Annotated in this window: 15 protein-coding genes; 5 read left to right on the forward strand and 10 right to left on the reverse strand. The window is 64.8% G+C overall.

The features are described 5' to 3' along the window. The first annotated feature begins 107 nt into the window (after positions 1-107). The 3 genes from QYM46_RS17900 (at position 108) to QYM46_RS17910 (ending at position 3777) form a co-directional block, all read left to right on the forward strand. Positions 108-1673 carry an LPXTG cell wall anchor domain-containing protein gene (locus QYM46_RS17900; protein WP_432790050.1) on the forward strand — a complete coding sequence of 522 codons (1566 nt, stop codon included), beginning with the start codon at positions 108-110 and terminating at the stop codon, positions 1671-1673. Between the two features lie 6 nt (positions 1674-1679). Then, positions 1680-2753, forward strand: coding sequence for an ABC transporter (locus QYM46_RS17905; protein WP_432790051.1), 1074 nt, complete (start codon positions 1680-1682; stop codon positions 2751-2753). Positions 2754-2817: 64 nt separating this feature from the next. Continuing rightward, complete coding sequence (locus tag QYM46_RS17910) at positions 2818-3777, forward strand: hypothetical protein (RefSeq protein ID WP_169253546.1); 960 nt, start codon at positions 2818-2820, stop codon at positions 3775-3777. Positions 3778-3810: 33 nt separating this feature from the next. Here the strand turns inward: QYM46_RS17910 and QYM46_RS17915 are convergent, their stop codons facing one another. From QYM46_RS17915 to mmsB, 3 genes are all read right to left on the reverse strand, one after another. Then, entirely contained in the window at positions 3811-5745 is a 1935-nt protein-coding gene (locus QYM46_RS17915; RefSeq protein ID WP_432790052.1) for an NHL domain-containing thioredoxin family protein, read from the reverse strand. A gap of 151 nt (positions 5746-5896) precedes the next feature. Next, positions 5897-6637 carry a YggS family pyridoxal phosphate-dependent enzyme gene (locus QYM46_RS17920; protein ID WP_432790053.1) on the reverse strand — a complete coding sequence of 247 codons (741 nt, stop codon included), beginning with the start codon at positions 6635-6637 and terminating at the stop codon, positions 5897-5899. Between the two features lie 227 nt (positions 6638-6864). Beyond that, positions 6865-7770, reverse strand: coding sequence for a 3-hydroxyisobutyrate dehydrogenase (gene mmsB, locus QYM46_RS17925; protein WP_432790054.1), 906 nt, complete (start codon positions 7768-7770; stop codon positions 6865-6867). A 140-nt stretch (positions 7771-7910) separates the two neighbouring features. Here mmsB and QYM46_RS17930 point away from each other — a divergent pair, with 140 nt between their 5' ends. Beyond that, complete coding sequence (locus tag QYM46_RS17930) at positions 7911-8786, forward strand: LysR family transcriptional regulator (protein WP_432790055.1); 876 nt, start codon at positions 7911-7913, stop codon at positions 8784-8786. 89 nt (positions 8787-8875) lie between these two features. On the opposite strand, the gene QYM46_RS17935 is transcribed toward QYM46_RS17930, so the two are convergent. From QYM46_RS17935 to rpmB, 7 genes are all read right to left on the reverse strand, one after another. Beyond that, the gene (locus QYM46_RS17935; RefSeq protein ID WP_432790056.1) at positions 8876-9622 is read right to left on the reverse strand and encodes a 3-hydroxybutyrate dehydrogenase; all 747 of its coding nucleotides are present in this window, start codon (positions 9620-9622) and stop codon (positions 8876-8878) included. Positions 9623-9772: 150 nt separating this feature from the next. Then, on the reverse strand, positions 9773-11131 hold the full coding sequence (locus QYM46_RS17940) for an MFS transporter (RefSeq protein WP_432790057.1): 1359 nt from the start codon (positions 11129-11131) through the stop codon (positions 9773-9775). A gap of 454 nt (positions 11132-11585) precedes the next feature. Further along, positions 11586-13643 carry a cytochrome c oxidase assembly protein gene (locus QYM46_RS17945; protein WP_432790058.1) on the reverse strand — a complete coding sequence of 686 codons (2058 nt, stop codon included), beginning with the start codon at positions 13641-13643 and terminating at the stop codon, positions 11586-11588. A 217-nt stretch (positions 13644-13860) separates the two neighbouring features. Continuing rightward, the gene (locus tag QYM46_RS17950; protein WP_025779153.1) at positions 13861-14148 is read right to left on the reverse strand and encodes an HU family DNA-binding protein; all 288 of its coding nucleotides are present in this window, start codon (positions 14146-14148) and stop codon (positions 13861-13863) included. Between the two features lie 69 nt (positions 14149-14217). Continuing rightward, on the reverse strand, positions 14218-14523 hold the full coding sequence (rpsN, locus tag QYM46_RS17955) for a 30S ribosomal protein S14 (RefSeq protein ID WP_169253553.1): 306 nt from the start codon (positions 14521-14523) through the stop codon (positions 14218-14220). 6 nt (positions 14524-14529) lie between these two features. Beyond that, positions 14530-14697, reverse strand: coding sequence for a 50S ribosomal protein L33 (gene rpmG, locus QYM46_RS17960; RefSeq protein WP_092010042.1), 168 nt, complete (start codon positions 14695-14697; stop codon positions 14530-14532). Beyond that, positions 14697-14933 carry a 50S ribosomal protein L28 gene (gene rpmB / locus QYM46_RS17965; protein WP_025779147.1) on the reverse strand — a complete coding sequence of 79 codons (237 nt, stop codon included), beginning with the start codon at positions 14931-14933 and terminating at the stop codon, positions 14697-14699. The genes rpmG and rpmB overlap by 1 nt, the downstream gene beginning before the upstream one ends. Positions 14934-15498: 565 nt before the next feature. Between rpmB and QYM46_RS17970 the strand changes: the two genes are divergently transcribed. Beyond that, positions 15499-16467 (forward strand): protein kinase, encoded by a 969-nt coding sequence (locus tag QYM46_RS17970; protein ID WP_432790059.1) that lies wholly within the window; start codon positions 15499-15501, stop codon positions 16465-16467. Positions 16468-16612: the final 145 nt, after the last annotated feature.

A 16612-nucleotide genomic window follows, 5' to 3' on the forward strand; every position in this document is an offset into this window, starting at 1 on the left:
AATGAGCTGTACGGACCCGCGCACGATGGTGCCTTCCCCTTCTTAAGCCAAGGAATGCCGGGAGTCCATCGTCTTTCGTGGGTAGACAACAATCGAAAGGCATTACTGTGAAGACCTCGCGTCTTGTGCTTGCCCCCGCAGTAGCCGTTGCATTGACAGGTCTTGCTGGCGCCCCGGCGTTCGCAGCGACAGAGTCCACCGCTTCGGTCCCTCAGCAACCGCTGTGCGCCCAGGGTGATCAGCAGTCATCGAGCAGCTCCGAATCGGATTCCTCGGTTCCCGACGAGTCGGACCCGCAGGCGACCCTTGCGCAGGCGCAGGTGACCCGCGCCGACATCGCTGACGACAAAAAGGGAATCGGCTTCTCCGGCACCGGATTCAGCCCGGACCAGAAGGCCACGGTGACCGTCATCGGCACCGATGGCACCGAATACTCTCCGGACAAAAAGCTCACGGTCGATGAGAAGGGCAAGGTGTCCGGCACCTACTTCTTCACCGTCACCGATGGTGCCAAGGTTCCTGCCGGCGAATACTCCCTCTACCTCACCGATCTCAAGTCCGAGAAGAAGTCCTCGAAGGTGACCTTCGAGGTCGTCTCCAAGGCCTCCGAGGTCGACGAACCGGGCACAGGCGACGACGACAAGTGCGAGTCGGCCACCGGTCCGATCAAGACTCCCAGCGAAACGGAGACCCCGGAACCTTCGGAGACGAAGACCGAGGAGCCGACGACCAAAGCACCGACGACCGAGGCGCCCACGCCTTCGGAGACGAAGACCGAGGACCCCACCACAAAGGCCCCGGAACCGACGGAGACCAAGACCGAGGAGCCCACCACCGAGGCGCCCAAGCCGAGCCCGTCTGAGACCGAGGAGCCGACGACCAAGGCGCCGAAGCCGACACCATCGGAGACGGACAAGGCCGACGAAGGCTCGGAAGAGGCTTCGGCCGCCGACGATGGCTCGGAGGAGGCTGCGGCCGACGGAGTGCAGCCAGGACCGGCCGAGGCCCCGACTGGAGACGAAGACTCAGAGGGATCGGACGACGCCAAGGATTCGGAAGCCGATAAGGCCGATGACGCCAAGGACGCCGACGCGGATGCATCTGATGACGCCAAGGACGCCGAGGACGAGGCTCCCGAGTCCACCGGTCCGGCCAGCCCCGGCACCGAGGACAAGAAGCCTGCCGCAGCCGCGCAGGCGTCCATGTTCATCAACCCGACCGAGGTCAGCTCCGAGGACTTCCTGAACGACGGCATCAAGATCGGCGTCAGCGGGGCTCAGCCCGGCGAGAAGGTCTCGATCACGGTCGAGCATGCCCAGGGCAAGGTCGACCGCTACACGATGACCAAGGAAGCCGATTCCGAAGGCAAGGTCACCTTCGGCGTCCAGGCCAAGGTCAAGGCCGTGCTCGGCACCTACAACGTGCGAGCCCAGGCCGAGAGCTTCGATGAGCCCCAGGGCGGAAGCTTCACCGTGCTCACCAACGGCACCGCCGTCGACGAAGGCGGAAACGGCAACGGCAGCGGCTCGAACGATTCGGGCAGCGACCTGCCTCGGACCGGTGCCGAGATGACCGGACTGGCACTCGGTGTCGGTCTCCTCGCCGTCGGTGCAGCAGCCGTCATCATCACCCGTCGGCGGATGAACGCCTCCGACGATCCCGCGGAGTTCTAAACCGCATTGAACGATGAATTGTCCCTCGCGGGGCTGCAGCTCGACGGACGCGAGATCGACCTCGGACGTCTGCGAGCAGGGACAATGCTCGGACTGATGGGCAGCCCGGTCAGCACCACCTCTGTGGTGCTGTCCGCGGCGGCCCTGCCCCACGTCGCACCACCACCACGCTTCCCGACCGGACGCCGGTCGGGTCGCTTGCGTGTGCGCAACTGGATGAAGAGCTATCTTCGCGAAGCCGATGCCGGATCTGGGGAGGCGGCATCGGCAGCGGATCCATCAGCTGCGCTGACAGCATTCGGGCTGCGACCCGATGTTCTGCGCCGTCGCCTCGACGATCTTGATCCGACCGATCGTGCCCGCCTCGCCCTGGCTGCGGCCTGGGCGAGCGGCGCACAGTGGCTGACCCTCATCGACCCTTTCGGCACGGTCCCGGGCCATCTGCGCACCGGGCTGCGGAGTCGCTTCGCCGAACTCGTCGCCGGGGAGGGCCGCGGAGTCGTGTTCAGCTCGAATTCGCTGACCGACCACACCATCGCCGAGGCGGGGGTGGCGAACATCGAAAAGGACCAGCTCGTCGCGCTCGGTTCCCTGGAGCAGATCGTCACCGAACCGCGCGGTTCGCTGCCGGCCGAGCTCAGCGGGGTCAACGTCTATTCCGGGCTGGCCCGGAAGGGTTGGCTGTCCATCGGCCATTCGGCCGTGCGCGCCCGCACCGAACTCGACGGGAAGGTGTTCGTGACTCTTGGGTGGCGCGCCGCCCTCCTGTCACTGGACGAACAAGACCCGGCGTTCACCTCGGCGACGGTGTTCGAAGGCATCGTCACCGGACTCCGTGATCGCGGTTCCTGCCTGCAGGCGAAGCTCTCACCGGTCGACACGGAGATGGGCCTCGCCCTCGACGTCGACCTGGCCGACCTCGCGGGCGTGCCGAGAACCCAGACGCCGGCCATCGGATTCGGGGTCCTGCATCCGGGACTCGGCACGACGATCACCGAGCTGCGCACCAACGTCAAGGTCGGCACGCATGTCTTCGTCGAGGTCGACACCTCCGCCCTGCACGCCTACCCGGTTGAGTGACGGGCGGAAGATAGACTGAGAACTGCCCAGTCCCCCTTCAGTCCCCAACCGAATCAGGAGCGCCATGCGAACGTCGCGCAGACTTCTGATCTCAGCGCTGACGGTCATCGTCCTCACGGTCGCAGCGGTCCCCCTCCTCAACCTCACCGTCTACACGCCCGCCCGATCTGCCGAGGCCTACATCTCGGCGATCGAACACGGTAATGCGCAGAGTGCCTTCTCATACCTGTCCACGCCGACCCCGTCGTCGACCCTGGCGCTCAGCGACGACGTCCTCTCAGCGGCTCCCGATCTGCCGCGCGACCCCGAAGCCGAGACCGTCTCCGTCGACGGCGACCATGCGAAGGTCCGCCTCAGCTTCAACCTCTCCTCGCAGGAGCAGACCGTCGATCTCGATATGGTCCGCCTGCCTTCCAGCGCGGGACTCTTCAACCGATGGGCCATCGAACAGAATGAATGGCCGACGCTGACCCTGGACGTCTCCGGATCGTCGACGGCGACGGTCAACGGCTACGGAGTCAGCACGGGAAGTGTGCCGGTGCTGTTCCCGGCGAGCTACCTCGTCGGATTCGATGCGACGTATCTGAAGTCCAGATCCCAACGCGCCGAGGTGACCGCCCCCGGCGACTCCCACACCGTGAAGCTCTCGCCAGAGCCGACGGCCAAGCTCGAGCAGACCGTGGAAGAGCAGGTCACCGACCATCTGCAGGACTGCATGAAGTCGACGACCCTCATGCCGTCCGGCTGCGTCTTCGGCTACGACACGGACAACGAGATCATCGGTGATGTCTCGTGGTCGCTCGAGCGCAGTCCGCAGATCGGACTGACCTCGTCCGGCAATGATCTCGAACTCACCCCCTCGACGGTCGAGGTGAGGGTGAAGGGACGTTACCGGGACATCGTCACCGCTGCCGAACACGACTTCGACGAGAAGCTCTCCTTCGTCCTGGGCGGCTCAGTGGTCGTCAAGTCCTCACAGGTGAGCTTCGAGCCGCGCCGCCTCGGCGATGTCTCCATCGCCTGATCGACAGCGGCCCTCGCTCCGGTGGCCGAGCGCTCAGGCGCCCCGGAGGTCGAGGGTGAGTTCGTTCGGCGCCGAGTCCGCGAGCTCGACGGGGATTCCCCAGTCCTGCTGGTAGAGGTGGCAGGCCGCGTGCAGCGGGATCTCTCCCCCGGGCTCGCCATCGCAGGCGGCGGCCCGCGCAGTCACATGCAGCACTCCCTCGGCGAACTCGGGATCGATGACGATATCGCGGCTGAGCCCTTCGGCTCCGCCGGCTCCGGAGACGATGAGTTCCGGCGGCGTCGCAGACACCTGCAGGAACGTGGGGTCGCCCCAGCGGTCATCGAGCTTCTGACCGGCCGGGACCGTGAAGCTCACGGTCAGCGACACCGGACCGGAGGCGATCTCGGTCGACGGGCGCTTCGTCGTCAGCGCGCCCTCGTCGACCTTCTGAGCGTCCTTGGGCAGCTTCACCCGAGTGAGCGCATGCGCCGCGGATTCGACGACGATGAGTTCGGCGTCGTCGGGGGTGCCCGCATTGTCGATGAGGACGATGTCCGAGGGTTCGCGCAGTCCGCGCGCCAGAGTCGTGACTTCCTCGGTCTTCGGGTCGAAGCGGCGGATCGCACCGTTGTAGGTGTCGGCGATCGCGACCGACCCGTCGGGAAGACTGCGCACGCCCAGCGGGTGCTGCAGGCGCGCCTCGGCGGCCGGCCCGTCACGGAAGCCGAAGTCGAAGAGACCGACGCCCACCAGCGAGGACACCTCACCGGTTGCCGGGTCGAGGCGGCGGATCGCCGAGGTCTCGGAGTCGGCGACGAACACCTCGCCCTCGGGCCCGAGGTCGAGACCGGAGGACTGGGCGAACCACGCAGACTCCCCATCGCCGTCGACCAGACCTTCGTTCATCGTTCCCGAGAGGATGCGGATCGTGCCGGCCTTCGGGTCGAAAGACCAGAGGGTGTGATTGCCTGCCATCGCCACGACCACCTCGGCGGTGGAGGGGACGAAGAGGACATCCCACGGCGATGACAGCTTCACATCAAGGGCGGGCCCGTCGTATCGTCCCAGCTCACCGGGCTTGCCGCGGACATTGTCGATGGCGCCGACCATGTGCTGCTCGCCGGTACCGGCGATCGTCGTGACCGTCTCGTTCGTCAGGTCGATTCCGCGCAGAGTGTGGTTGACGGTGTCGGCGACGACGAGCTCGTAGCCGACTTCGGCCGCCAGGTCGGCAGGCAGCACGGTGATGCCGCCGGGTTCGCTGAAGCTCGCCGAGGCGAAGTCGCCGTCGACGCCGCCGCGTTCACCGGTGCCGATGCGGCGGATGATCGTGGCCGCATCGTCGTCGTATTCGACGAGGCTGTGGTGTCCGGAATCAGCGACGAGGAGGTGGCCCGAGGGGAGGCGAGTGGCCTTGCCCGGGTAGAACAGATCCGTCTCCGGAGCCGGCGGCGGAACGTAGGGGCCGTCACCCGAATGGAGGGTGCCCTTGGCCGAGTGCTCCTCGATGAGGCCCTCGATGATCTCGGTGAGACCGGCCGCATGGCCCTCACCGGACATGGTCGCCACGAGGTAGCCCTCGGGATCGATGACGGCCAAGGTCGGCCAGGCGCGAGCGGTGTACGCCTGCCAGGTGACGAGGTCGGGATCGTCGAGGACGAGGTGTTCGACCTGGTAGCGCTCCACGGCCTGGTCGACGGCTTCGACGGTGCGTTCGAACTCGAACTTCGGCGAGTGCACGCCGATGATGACGAGCTCCTTGGCGTACTTCTCCTCCAACGGGCGCAGTTCGTCGAGGACGTGGAGGCAGTTGATGCAGCAGAACGTCCAGAAGTCGAGGAGGACGACCTTTCCGCGCAGATCGGCCAGGGTCAGATCCTTGCCGCCGGAGTTCATCCACCGACGACCGACGAGTTCGGGCGCACGGACCTTGACGTCCCGTGCCGAGGAGGTGGCTGACGCGGAGATATCTGGACTGCTGTTCATGGTTCTATGATCGCAGATCCTCCACCGAGGCGGCCTTCCCAACGTCATCAAGTGACGGTTCTCTCCCCCGCCCGGGAATGCGGCGGATGCCGAGTCGGCCCGTGCGGGTGTGGAGGACCGGTCAGGAGTAGTCGCGGGCGCGGACGAGCGGTCAGGAGTAGTCGCGGGCGCCGAAGATGCTCGATCCGACGCGGACGATCGTCGCTCCTTCGGCGATGGCGAGTTCGAAGTCGCCGCTCATGCCCATCGACAGCTCGGCCGCCTCGGCGAGCATGACCCCTGATCCGCGCAGCGTCTCGCTGAGCTCGCGCAGGTCGGAGTAGCTGGGGCGGATCTCTTCGGGGCTGCTGCCGGGCAGTCCGATCGTCATGAGTCCGCGCAGCCGCATCCGGCCGAGTGCCCGGGTCGCGGTGATGAGCTCCTCGGCGTCTTCGGGTGCGACACCGAACTTCGAGTCCTCGCGGGAGGTGTTGACCTGGATGAAGTAGTCGACGGTCTCGTCGAGGACGTCGAGGCGGTTGTTGATCTTCTCGGCCAGCGGGAGGTTGTCGACGGACTGGATGCACTGAGCATGCCGCAGGGTGTGATTGACCTTGTTGCGCTGCAGCGGTCCGATGAGGTGGGTCTCGGGATCGAGGTCGGCGAGCGCCTCGGCCTTGCCGGTGATCTCCTGCACCTTGTTCTCGCCGATGAGCGTGAACCCGTGTTCGAGGGCGACGCGGATCTTCTCCGCCGGCTGCGTCTTCGTCGCCAGCAGCACTCGCACATCGTCCCCGCTGCGACCGCTCGCCTCGGCGGCGGCCCGGGCCCGATCAGCCACCTCGTCGAGGTTGCCGGTGATGGCGGCGATGTCGTCGGCGGAGAGCGGGGAGGCGGAATCAGACGTACTCATGACTCCAGTCTTACATGAGCCGCACGAAGTTTCAGGACGCCGAGGATGCTCCGGCGGCCGAGTCCCGCACCAGGTGTCGCGACGGGAACGGGCCCGCATCCGGGCCGGTCCACCTAGCCGGTCCACCGGGCCGGGAAACGAGTTGCGGACGATCCGTGTCGAAATCATTGTGGTTCTTCGACACGGATCGTCCGCAACTCGGTGCCGCCTCGGCCCCGTTACAGTGCCTATTTCGGCAGACCCTCGGCGTTCGGGTCGATGTTCTTGATCAGGGCGGACGTATCGAGTCCGCCGAGGTCTTCGTCGATGAGCTTCTGCAGCTGCGCGTGGACGAGGGCGGCGGCCGGGAGCTCGACACCCTGGGTCTCAGCACCGGCGAGGGCCAGGCCGACGTCCTTGTGCATGAGTGCGGTGGCGAAGCCGGGCTGGAACTCGTTGTTCGCTGCGGCCGTCGTCGTCACGCCCGGCACCGGGTACCACGTACGCAGCGGCCAGGAGTCACCGGAGGACACCGTCGCAATATCGTGGAAGACCTTCGGGTCGAGGCCGAAGCGATCGGCGAGCACGGCGCCTTCGACGACACCCTGGAGGCTGATCGACAGCATCATGTTGTTCACGATCTTCGCGGCCTGACCTGCGGCGTCACCACCGGCGTGGAAGATGTTGCCGGCCATCGCCTCGATGAAGGGGCGAGCCTCTTCGATGTCGGCGTCGGCACCGCCGAGCATGAACGTCAGGGTGCCGGCTTCGGCACCGGTGACTCCGCCGGAGACGGGTCCGTCGATGAGGCGGAAGCCTGCCTTCTTCGCCTCGGCATGGAGGAGACGAGCCGAATCGAAGTCGATCGTCGAGGAATCGACGAGGAGGGTCCTCTGGTCCGCGTTGGCCAGGACACCGTCGGGCTCGAGGTAGGCGGTGCGGGCGTGCTCACCTTTGGGCAGCATCGTGAAGACGATATCGGCACCGGCGACCGCCTCGGCGATGGAGTTCACGGGGTTCACCCCGTTCTTCGCGGCTGCGTCCACGGCTTCGGGGACGAGATCGAAACCATTGACGGTGTGACCGGCCCTGACCAGGTTCGCAGTCATCGGGCGGCCCATATTCCCCAGGCCAACCCATCCAATCGTCGACATAATATGCCTCCTCGCATCATGTTCAGCAACTCTTAGGTGTTCCCTCTCACAGTACGCCAGTCGATGGACGGAAGCCCGGCGGGCCGCCTCACCTATTCCGCACCGGTTATGTGCGCGGACGCAGATAGAATGGAGCCACTATGGCTTCCTATGCACCTGGCAGTTCAGGTCTGCAGATCGCTCCCGAGGATCTGCTGACTCTGCTCGCCGTCGCCCGACTGGGGAAGTTCACGGCCGCCGCGCACAGCCTCGGCCTCAACCACACGACCGTGTCCAGGCGCATCGCCGCGCTCGAGAAAGCGTACGGCGATCGCGTGCTCGTGGCTTCCCCCGACGGGTGGGAGCTCAGCGCCGCCGGGCGCCAGCTGCTGCCGATCGCCGAGGATATCGAGGCCGCGCTGGGCCGCATCGATGCGCATTCGAACTCGGCTCTGTCCGGGACGATTCGGCTGGCCTGTCCGCAGGCCTTCGCCCTTGAGTATGCCGTTCCGGCGCTCACTACACTGCAGGCGCAGCATCCGGGACTGCAGATCGAACTGATCACTGCCACGCAGCGGGCCAGGCAGTACCGGTCGGGTGTCGATATCGAGATCGTCGTCGGGCGTCCCGATGCCCCGCGGTCGATTGCCAAGCACATCCGCGACTACCGGCTCCAGCTCTATGCCTCGCAGGACTACATCTCCTCGCATCCGATGCCGCAGACGCTGGATGATCTGGCCGACCACCGGATGGTCTACTACATCGAGAATTCGCTGCGGGTCGATGATCTCGACGAGGCGGCCGATGCCCTTCCCCGTGGGGCAGGCTTCTTCCGGTCCACCTCGGTGCATGCGCATGTGCTCGCGACCTCGCACGGGGCCGGGATCGGCATCCTGCCGGACTTCCTCGCCCACGGCAATTCGCGCCTCGTGCAGGTGCTGCCGGAGCTGTTCTCCAAGAAAGTGTCCTATTGGGCCTCGGTCCGTCACGAGTCCCTGCGCAACGCCGGAGTCCGCAAAGTCCTAGAATTCCTCTAATTGCTACCCGACGGCGGCCCAGCAACCTGGCGCGAGGTTGCTGGGCCGCCGTCGGGTAGTCCTGGGAGGGGAGGGTGTGCTCGAGCGAGTCAGGCGGCGACCCAACCGCCGTCAATGCTGTGAGCGCTGCCGTTGATGACCGCGGCATGCTCCCCGGCCAGGAAGAGCGCAATGGCCGCGACATCCTCGGGCTCGGCGAGCTTGGGCACCGCGGAATGGCCGAGGAACACCTGCTCGAGGACCTCGTCCTCGCTGATGCCGTGCGTCTTCGCCTGGTCGGTGATCTGTCCCTTGACCAGGGGTGTGAGCACATAGCCGGGGTTGATCGCATTGCACGTCACTCCGTGCGGTCCGGCTTCGAGTGCGGTCGTCTTCGTCAGCCCCATCAGTCCGTGTTTGGCCGCGACGTAGGCGGACTTGTTCGCCGAGGCGCGCAGCCCGTGGACGGACGAGAGGTTGATGATGCGTCCCCAGCCGCGCTCGCACATCTTCGGCAGCACCGCTTTCGTGAGCACGAACGGTGCTTCGAGCATGAGCGTGTTGATCAGCCGCCAGTCCTCGAGCGGGAATTCCGTGATCGGGTGGATCCGTTGGATGCCGGCGTTGTTGACGAGGATGTCGACGTCGAGCTCGGTGCCGTCCAGCGCCGAGGTGTCCGCCAGGTTGACTGCCCACGCTTCGCCGCCGATGTCGTCGGCGACGGCCTGTGCCGCGTCAGCGTCGACGTCGGCGACGATGACGGAGGCTCCGGCCTGCGCGAATGACTGAACGATCGCCTTGCCGAGACCGGATGCGCCGCCGGTGACGAGTGCGCGTTTGCTGGTGAGGTCTCCCATGAGATGTCCCTTTCGTGGTTCGGGTCTGTGGTCCGTGTCCATCTTCCACCGTGCGGAGGGTGAAGATTCATCGAGGTGCGCCGCGCGGCAGGCGAAGAGGCGGTGCCGGTCTTCACCGACACCGCCCCGTCAGACATTGAGCGACTGACTTCAGATGGCAGTGGCGACTCCGCGTCGCACCTTGTCTGCATGGTCGAGCGAGCGCAGGTCGATGCCCTTGGTCTCGCGGGTGAACATCAGAGCGATGAACGAGATGATCGCAGCGGCCAGCAGGTAGAGCGCGATCGGAATCGAGGATCCGAAGGCGTCGAGGAGCGCAGTGGCGATGATCGGCGCAAAGGATCCCGCCACGATGGCTGTCACCTGGTAGCCGGTCGAGACCCCCGAGTTGCGCATGCGAGTCGGGAACATCTCGGACATGATCGCCGGCTGACCCGCATACATCAGCGCATGGAAGACCAGGCCGATGAGGAGGGCGAGGAAGATCATGACGGCGTTGCCGGTGTCATACATCGGGAAGGCGAAGAAGCCCCACGTCGCTGTCAGGATGATGCCCAAGGCGTAGGGCATCTTGCGTCCGATCCGGTCGGTGGCGGCGCCGACGAGCGGGACGAGGACTGCGTGGATCGCGTGAGCTCCGAGCAGGAGCCCGAGGATCTCGGCCGCTTCGATCTTCACCTGCGTGGCGAGGTAGGTGATCGAGAAGGTCACCACGAGGTAGTAGTGGATGTTCTCGACGAAACGCAGGCCCATTGCGGCGAAGACCTCACGCGGGTAGCGCTTGAACACGGCCTTGACGCCGTAGTCGACGCCTTCCTCGATCTCCTCGGCCTGAACCTCGTCGAAGATCGGCGCATCGGAGACGCGGGTGCGGATGTAGTAGCCGATGAGAACGATGACGGCCGAGAGCCAGAACGATACACGCCAACCCCACGACAGGAAGTGCTCTTCGGTCAGCGTTGCGGTGAGGACGAACAGAACACCGGTGGCGAGCAGGTTGCCCAAGGGAACGCCGGACTGCGGGAATGACGCCCAGAAGCCGCGTTCCTTGTTCGGAGCGTGCTCGGCCACGAGAAGGACCGCGCCACCCCATTCGCCTCCGACGGCGAAGCCTTGGACCACGCGCAGCAGCACGAGCAGGATCGGGGCGAGATAGCCGATCTGGTCGAAGGTCGGCAGGCAGCCCATGAGGAAGGTGGCCACACCGACGAGGACGATCGACAGCTGCAGCAGCTTCTTGCGTCCGTATTTGTCGCCGAAGTGACCGAAGACGATGCCGCCGATGGGACGAGCGATGAAGCCGACCGCATAGGTGGCGAAGCCGGCCAGGATCGGAGTCAGCGGATTGTCGGACGGCGGGAACAGGATGTGGTTGAACACCAGTGTGGCGGCCGAACCGTAGAGGAAGAACTCGTACCATTCGACGACCGTTCCGGCCATCGAGGCAGCGACGACCTTGCGCAGCTGGGCGCGAATCGACTTCCTCTCAGCATTGTTCTGAGAACTCATGGGACTCCTTCGTTTCCACAATCCGCGTCACCGTTGAATGCGCGAATCGACTTGCTCTGGCGCCGATCGGCTGACAGCTCGGGGCACTCAGACCGCATCGGCGCGGCCGGCGCCCCCCCCCTGCTTCAGCCCAGTGTTTCGGGCGCTTGGATATTTCTCATCCAAGGATCAGTGTGCGCCACGTTACAGAGTTTTTGGTCACGACCTGGCCATAATCCGAGAATTTCCGGTGCATATTCGTGCACAGCGGATGTGCAACTGATGTGCAGCCGGCAGATGCTGCTGCGGTCCGACCGCAAGGCCCATTGCGGCACGATCGGCTCTGCGTGACAAGCCGCCTCACACCCGCGACGAGTCCCCGCACCGAGGCGGCCCCGCAGGGCCGTGGTCCCCGCACCGTGGCGGCCCCTACCGCACCGTGCCCCCGCACCGACCAACCAGAGAGGCCCCGAACTCACCGCCGGCGCGGAGGCGCCTTTGCGTCTCGCTCGGCCATCGAGGCGAGCATCGCATTGTAGGCACGCAGTTCGGCGTCGTCGGTGCGATCTTCGCTGCGGTCGATGCGCTTGGCTTCCCGGTCCGAGGACTTCGCCCACTGGACGCAGACCATGATCGCGATGAACAGGGTCGGGAACTCGCCGATGCCCCACGCGATGGAACCGCCGAGCTGCTGGTCATCGATCGCCGTATAGCCCCAACCTGCGCCGACGTTGCCGAACCAGTCTCCGGCGATCAGCACGTTCGAGCTCATGATCGAGATGCCGAAGAAGGCGTGGAAGGCCATCGTCACCAGCAGCATCACGAGCCGCATCGGGAAGACGGGGCGCTTGACGCCAGGGTCGATGCCGATGAGGGCCTGGGCGAACAGGTACCCGGCGCCGAGGAAGTGCGCGATCATCAGCTCGTGCCCGAGATGCGTATCGAGCGCGTAGTACATGATTCCCGAGTAGTAGAAGACGATCAGCGAACCCGCGAAGTTCACGCTCGCCACGATCGGGTGGGCGAAGAAGCGCAGATACGGGGTGTGGACGAGCCAGAGCACCCATTCGCGCAGGCCGACGGACCCGTCCGTGCGCGCCTTCGTCCCGCGCATGAGCATGGTGATCGGCGCGCCGAGCACGAGCGGCAGGGGTACGACCATGACCAGAAGCATGTGCTCGATCATGTGCGCGGAGAACTGCACCTCACCGTAGACGCGGGGTCCGCCCGAGGTGACGTAGACGAGGAAGACCATGCCCACCAGCCAGCTGACGAGGCGCAGCACCGGCCACCTGTCGCCGCGGCGGCGAAGGTTGATGAACGCCACGACGTAGGCGATCGAGAAGCCCACAGCGACCGCGATCCACAGCGGATCCATCGACCATTCGCTGAAATAGCGGGACAGGTCGGGCTTCGGCGGCAGCGGATCACCGGTGAGGATCTCGGCCGGGGTGGGGTCGCCCACCGGTTCCTGCGGCACCGGCGGCTGCGACCGGGCCAAAGCTACGGCCATGCCCATCGTGATTCCGAACAGGATGAATTCGACGGTGATGAGGCGCCAGAATTCCACCGTCGCCGAGGCGGCAGAGCCCAAACGCGAGATGACGAACTGACGGTGCCAGAATCCGATCAGACCGAGCAGTACGGTCGCGAACGCCTTCGCGAGGATGACCTGCCCGTAGGGGGTCATCAGGTCGTCGAAGCCTTTCACGCGCAGGAGCGAATTGACGACTCCGGAGAAGACGATGAGACCGAAGGAGATGAGTGCGATCGTCGAATACCGTTCGATGATCGGCTTGAGGTTCTTCGAGGCGGCCAGGCGTGTTCCCAGCAGCGCAATGACGAAGAGCCCGCCGAGCCAGAGGACCGCGCCGAGGATGTGCAGGCCGAGGCTGTTGACGGCCTGAGTGTGCCCGGAGGCCTCTGAGGAGTGGCCCATCAGGGCCAAGGGCAGGATCACGGCGACGCTGAGCACTCCGGCGGCGGCGATGCCGACGTGGGAGCGAGTGCCGAAGCACAGGGTCGAGGCGACGGCGATGAGGACGACGATGAGCACCCACAGCTGCCCGTAGGCGATCTGAGTGACGAAGACGCCGAGCTGATTCGAGAAATCGAGGTAGGCCTGGGCACCGACGGTGTCGACGAACGAGAAGACGAGCACGGCGACCGCGGACAGCGTCCACACGACCGACGAGTATTCGGCGATCCGAACCGCCCTCGTCCACAGCGGGTCGAGAGGCAGGTCGGCCACCGGGCCCTTGTGTCGGGGACTGCGACCGCCGGCTGTGCGCGGGAGGATGAGGACGGCGAACATGAGGGCACCGATGGTCAGCGACATCGCAGTGTTGAAGACGAACTTGGCTGCGGGAAGACCGAAGCGGACGACGGAGCCAGGGTCATTGAGCAGAGTGGGATTGGCTGCTCCGGTGAAGAAGAGTGCGGCCAGACCGGCGATGAGTCCCAGGAAGACGACGATGGGGACCGCGGCACGTTGCACGAACCGTGTGATCGGCTCGAAAACTGAAGAACTCACTGCGCGCGGACCGCCCCTTCTGACATGCCCCCAGGATATCGTTCGGCGTCGCCGCACTGCCAACCGGGAGATCCCTTCGTGGTCGAGATCTCGGGGAGCCGCCTCGGCGAGGGTGGATTCCGACGTCGGGGACGACGATTCCTCCAGTTCGCCGGCGTTCTGAGACAGCAAATGGCCCGGATCAGACGATCCGGGCCATTTGATGCTGCTGCGTCGATCAGTTCGGGCTGCCTGCGGCGCCCTTCAGCTTCGAACCAGCGGACAGCTTCACGGAGTAGCCGGCCTTGATCTGGATCTCTTCACCGGTCTGCGGGTTGCGACCCTTGCGAGCGGCACGCTCGGTGCGCTCAACGGAGAGCCAGCCGGGGATGGTGAGCTTTTCGCCCTTGGCCACGACGTCGGAGAAGACATCGAAGACACCATCGAGCACGTCCGAGACCTGCTTCTGGGTCAGGCCGGACTTCTCGGCAACTTCTGCAACGAGCTCACTGCGGTTCTTAGCCATAAAAGTGTCCTCCTTAGGACAAGTCGGTAGGTCACCGGTCCGTTTTTCCGATGACGAACTTCCTCGAGATTACCAGCTTGACTTAGTAACGCCGGGCAACTCGCCGTTGTGAGCCATTTCGCGGAAACGAACTCGGGAGAGTCCGAACTTCCGGAGGTAGCCACGCGGACGACCGTCGACCTGGTCACGGTTGCGAAGGCGAACCGGCGAAGCATCGCGGGGAAGCTTCTGCAGGGCGAGGCGTGCCTCTTCGCGCTGCTCGTCGGTGGAATCGGGGTGGGTCAGCTGACGCTTGAGAGTCGCGCGGCGCTCTGCATAGCGTTCAACGATGACGCGACGCTGCTTGTCTTTTGCGATCTTTGACTTCTTAGCCATGTGCGCTCAGCGCTCCTCTCGGAAATCGACGTGCTTGCGGACTACGGGATCGTACTTCTTGAGCACGATGCGGTCCGGAGTGTTGCGGCGGTTCTTGCGGGTCACGTAGGTGTACCCGGTGCCGGCCGTCGACTTGAGCTTGATGATGGGACGAACATCCTGTGCCTTAGCCATCAGAGCTTCACTCCCTTGGCGATGAGTTCGTTGACCACAGCGTCGATTCCGCGAGCGTCGATGACCTTGATGCCCTTAGCGGACAAGGTCAGCGTGACGTTGCGGCGCAGCGACGGAACGTAGTAGCGCTTTTTCTGAATGTTCGGGTTGAAGCGGCGCTTCGTGCGGCGCTTCGAGTGGGACACGTTGTGTCCGAAACCGGGGACGGCCCCGGTTACCTGGCAGGTTGCTGCCATGTCTCTCCTCCAGTTCACAAGTTACCGACTCTCGAAACAAGCTCCTGCGGAATCACACGTGAGTGTTCTCCCCGCTCGCTTGCGCCGATGTCGGAAGACATCAACAAATTTTCTCGACTGTCACCGTGAAAATTGTGTACGCCGAAACAGGTCTGCCCGTTCGGGCGAGATGTCTCACCAGCGCTGAAGCCGTAGCCTGTGAGAGATGGCCGAAGCTGGAGTGCAGCGGTGGGTGAGCACCATGCGTGTCCTAACAGATCGATCGGTGACCTGCCTGCTACGACACAACAGAAATCAATCTTACTGAGACAGCGGGCCGGAGGGCAAATTCATCTCGGCTCCTGCAGCGGGGCTTTCATCACGGACTTCAGCCGCTCCGAGGTGGTTTCTGCGGCCTCCACCGACGCCGGGAGGGACTTTCACAGCTGAGGTCAAGCCAACTCGGTGATTTCCGCAGTAGGCTTTCGTCGGCAACGCGTCCTGTCGGCGATCCTGTTGAACGCCTGCTCGACTCGTGCCAAGGTTAGTAGATGATTGCCACCACATCTGGCATTCGGGAGGACTGATGAGCGACGTTCCACAGAGGCCGCGCATTCGTCCGGCGACGAGCGACGACTGGCACAAGGATTCTGGTGAATCCGCTGGTCAGAACCCGACGTACGGGAATGGAGCGGACCGATCGTCTGCCGATTTCGACAACTCGACCTACTACGAGTACCTCGAACGGCACACGGGGGAACAGTCGATCTCGAAAGCCCGCAGCGGCAATGTCTTCGCGCCTGCCGGACACTCACCATTCGATGATTCTCACCCTGCCGGCCCACATCAGTATGGAAATTCTCGGCAGGCTCAGTGGTCTGTCGGCAGTGGCGGCAGCGGCGCCCGCGACGACGTCGGCGGCTCGGCACAGAACGGACCGCAGACTCCTCCTCCACCGCAGTTTCCGCCCACCGCCCACAGCGAATCGTCGTCGGGCAATGGGCTGAAGATCACCGTCGTCATCATCGCCATCCTCATGATTCTGGCTCTGGTGGGATTCTTCGGCATCCGGTGGCTCGCTCCCTCGTCGGGAACCGTCCCCGTCGATGTCGGATCAAGTGAGCCGGAGAGCCCGTCACCCAGCCCGTCCGGCGATCTGGTCCAACCGACGAAGAGCCCCGAACAGCAGCTCGACGCCTATACGGAGCAAGGCACGAAGAAGGCCGCTGACCTCGAAGGTCAGTGGGTGACCCAGGTGAGTGCGAAGAACGTCGGCCTCAAGGCCGACGGCAAGACATGGTCGGCGCAGGACATCCTCAACGAGTACGAAGCCAATAAGATCAAATATCCGGGCGCGATCCTCATCCACAGCGGCGATTGGGCCTCGTACAAGGACGGCAGCTACTGGGTCACGGTCGTCGACACCGGCTACAGCGACCCGGAACAGGCGCTCGACCAGTGCCGTTCGTGGGGTCTTGACCGCAACCACTGCATCGCCAAGCGTCTCGTCAAGGACGGCAGCCCCAAGGACAACAGCGCCTACCTCGACGGATAGACCCGCCAGTCGGGTTGGCCCCGCGCATGCAGATCGGCTCCGCCAATGCGCATGGAGATCCTCACCGTCCTGCCATTCGCTCACGGCCCAGTCTGAGGCAGATAGCCCAGATTTGAAGTTGGGCTGTCTGACTCAGACTGGGCTG

Source organism: Brevibacterium sp. K11IcPPYGO002, from assembly GCF_050920635.1.
Classification (GTDB): Bacteria; Actinomycetota; Actinomycetes; order Actinomycetales; family Brevibacteriaceae; genus Brevibacterium.